The sequence below is a fragment of the Synechococcus sp. R55.7 genome (assembly GCF_047461955.1).
Lineage (GTDB): Bacteria > Cyanobacteriota > Cyanobacteriia > Thermostichales > Thermostichaceae > Thermostichus.
The window spans coordinates 1-3,386 of the sequence record NZ_JANSIC010000254.1 but is presented as its reverse complement, the minus strand read 5'-3'; the positions used below and the strand labels follow the sequence as shown (position 1 = coordinate 3,386).

Below are 3,386 nucleotides of genomic sequence, written 5' to 3'. Positions count from 1 at the left end.
TGGCCCTTCTCAGAGAGGGGGTGCCTCAATACTCGCTTAGAAGAGCTTCCACAAACTCGTAGCTGGAAAAAGGCCGCAGATCTTCTAGCCCCTCGCCGGCGCCGATAAAGCGGATGGGCAGGTTCATCTGCTGCGTAATGGCCAGGGCAATCCCCCCCTTGGCGGTGCTATCCAGCTTAGTCAGGATCACACCGCTCAACTTGGCAGCCTCGGCAAATACCTCGGCTTGGCGCAACCCGTTTTGCCCTTGGGTGGCATCCAGCACCAGAAGGCTTTCTACTTTAGCTTCGGGAGCTTTTTTGTCAACGATGCGGCGGATCTTGGCTAGCTCGTCCATCAGGTTTTTCTTGTTTTGCAGACGGCCTGCCGTGTCCACCAACAGCAACTCGGTGCCCCTGGCCTTGGCGGCTGTGATGGCGTCAAAAACCACCGCTGCCGGATCGGCATTGGGAGAGGGATTGGCGATCACCTCTACCCCTGCTCGCTCTGCCCAAACCTTGAGCTGCTCCACAGCAGCAGCCCGGAAAGTATCAGCAGCAGCAATCAGACAGCGGTATCCAGACTTGCGGGCGACATGGGCAATTTTGCCAATGGTGGTGGTTTTGCCCGCCCCATTCACCCCGACAATCAGCCAAATGTTGAGCGTGTCCCGTTGTGGGGCAAAGGTGGGATTCCCCACCGTCAACATCTGCCGCATCTGCTGCTTGAGGTATTTGACGGCCTCCTCTGGGGGCACCACCTCCTCTCGCATGCGCTTTTGTAGGGCTTGGATGATCTGCTCGGTGGCGTCGATCCCCACATCGGCCTGCAGCAACAGGGCCTCAATTTCTTCCACAGCCTTCTGATCCAGAGGGCCGCGGCCTACCAGGGCTTTCAACTGGTTGATCAGGTTAAGGCGGGTTTTGCCCAAGCCTCGCCGCAGCTTTTGCAGCCAGGAGATTTCCTCAACGGAAATCTCTTCCGGTTTGCGCCCTTGAGCCGCCAAGATCTCGGCTGACCAGCGGAAGCCCTCATCGAAGACCAGCTCTTCCGGCCCCGTCTCTGGAGAGGGAGCAACGGCTGGAGTCACCGGCTCGGGTTTGGGCTCATCCACGGCGCTGGCTTGCAGGGCTTGGAGACGCTCAGCAGCACGGGGAGCCAGATCGAAAAACGAGGGAGCTGCCGCCGGCTGCACAGGGGGCGATTCTGGAGATGCTGGTTCTTGTGTTGGAGTGGAGGACTGGACGGGTTCACGGGGTTCTGCTTGGGCAAGTGGGCCGGAGTCCTCAGTCGAGGCCGGTGGCTGCAGCTGGACGGATTCTGCTCGCGCAGGCGGGGCGGACTCCTCGGTTGCCGGTGGGGCTTGGGCAGCAGCACGGGCCTTCAGGTTGGCATAGGCGGCTTTGGCAAAAGCCAAATAGTCTTCAGGGGAGATCTCCGCCGGTTCTGTGGCTGGCGCGGGGGCTGGTGGCGAAGACTCCGCTTCACCAGGAGAGTCGGTAGAGTCGGTATAGCGGCGGCGAAACCAATCGAAGGCCATAATCCCATCTCCAGCCTGGCTGATCTTTATCCAGTTTGACAGAGCAGCTCTCCTGCTAGAGCGCAGCCCTGGGGAGCTCATCCCTGCTCAATGGGGATCCCCGTTAGCGGGACGAGGTCCTTTCCAACCCTTCCACCCGCACAAACCCAATCACCTGCAACTGGTCAGGCTCTATCTCTAGGCTGAGCACCCGCATCAGGATCCCAATCTCTTCCAGCTCTTGCAGGTCAAGCACCTCATTGAGCCCGCCCAAAAACGCTGCTGAGATCTCATCGGGAACCCGCACAGAACCGATCACAAACTCCGGATTCTCCAGCTTTAGGCTGCGCCCTTCTTCCACGCGGATCCCGGTGTTAAACACCACCTCCACCGCTCGCGTTAGCGGGACGGAGTCCTTTTGCTCAGTACCGCCGTCTTTCTCCACCAAGAGGGCAGAGAGCTGAATGCGGCTGGGATCCGAAAACTCGACTCGAGGCTGACGCAGATCGAAACGGCGAGCTTCCCTTCCCGCTCCCCCAAAAGGCAGATCGGCGCGGATATCCTGAAACTGGCGGAGCACCTCTGGCTTGTTGAGGGCAGCATTCAAGTCCTCTTCCCGCACCAACACCCGTACCGCCGCTTGCAGAGGTCGCGCCAGGCGCAAGGGAGCCCCCTGGAAAAAAGAGGGGTCAATTGCCACCGGATCAGTTTCCAGCTCCAGAAGCTCGATGCGGGGAAAGGGCGCTCGATAGAGCCCGCGACCGGCAATCAGCAGGCGATCCGCTTGGCCATTCAGCAGTCGGTAATTGGGCTGGCTTTGAATACGCACCTCCAAAACCTCTGCCCGATCCAACTGATCCAACAGAAGCTGCCGCGCCGTCTGATCCGCCAGATAGCCCGCTCCTCCTCCCAAGCTCGCCAACAGACCCAAGAGAACCGCCAGGATCTCCATGCTCACTGCCCTGCTGTGCCCTAACCTAGGTTAGCAAGGGGATCCCTGGCCCACCTTGGGGATCCGGGCTAGCGCATCACCTTGAGGGGGCTGGCCTCAATGGGTCGGTTGCCCATAAAGGTTTTGGCAATTTTCAGGCCATCAGCCATTATCGGGCGATTGAGCGCGGGGTCATGGATGAATTTGGCGCCAGAGGCAACCGTTGGGCGTCCCTCCCCCCAAGTGTCCACGACTTTGAGAGTTGCAGCAGTAACTGGACGTCCGTCGGCATAGTAATCCACCACTTTCAGGGTTGAAGCCCCAACCGGACGGTGGTCAATCTCAATTTCGCTGAACTTGACAGGGCTGGGAAACACGGGCGGGCCGGATTTCTCCCCCAGCAGTACCGGCATCTGAGCAGCTACAGAGGCCCCGTCAGCAGGCAGAGGAGCCAGGTTTAGAGCGTTACCCGTTTGCGTTAGCGGGAGGGCGTCCTTTCCCATAGAAGAAGCCTCTTGCTCTGGAAGCGTGCCGGAATGACCATTTGGAACGGCCATAAGAAACTCCTGAGTTGGTAGAGATAATGAACAAAACAGGACGGGAAAGGGCAGGAAGCTAGATCCCAGCGGAGCGCTGCAGAAGAGGGATACCCTTGGCAAGGCTAAAGGTTGGCCTCCCCAAGTTCAAATGAGTGAGACTGAATCTCGAATCTAAAAATATTCTAAACCAAAGTTTGGCATGGGATCCGCCGGCTGTGACCCAACGGTTCCTGAGACGATGCCGGCCAGTCGCGTTAGCGTTGCGCAGCTATGACGTCCTCTTCGCTTCAGCCACTCCCTGGCAAAATCCAAAGCGGACGGTACACTAGTGAGTTAGCAAAGTCTATGGCAGGGATCCCCTATTCCTATTGGCGCTGGGCAAGGTGGCCGGCACCGGCTCTGTGGGCGTTGCTGCTTT

General features: G+C 58.9%; 3 protein-coding genes. All 3 read right to left on the bottom strand.

The features are described from left to right. Positions 1 to 25 precede the first annotated feature (25 nt). On the bottom strand, positions 26 to 1,519 hold the full coding sequence (ftsY, locus tag NW820_RS11250; RefSeq protein WP_414329639.1) for a signal recognition particle-docking protein FtsY: 1,494 nt from the start codon (positions 1,517 to 1,519) through the stop codon (positions 26 to 28). Between the two features lie 103 nt (positions 1,520 to 1,622). Beyond that, a complete protein-coding gene (locus tag NW820_RS11245) occupies positions 1,623 to 2,450 on the bottom strand; it encodes a DUF2993 domain-containing protein (RefSeq protein ID WP_414407521.1) in 828 nt (275 codons plus the stop codon). Positions 2,451 to 2,518: 68 nt separating this feature from the next. Then, positions 2,519 to 2,932: a hypothetical protein gene (locus NW820_RS11240; protein WP_414407520.1), complete on the bottom strand. Its 414-nt coding sequence runs from the start codon at positions 2,930 to 2,932 to the stop codon at positions 2,519 to 2,521. Between the last annotated feature and the right edge of the window lie 454 nt (positions 2,933 to 3,386).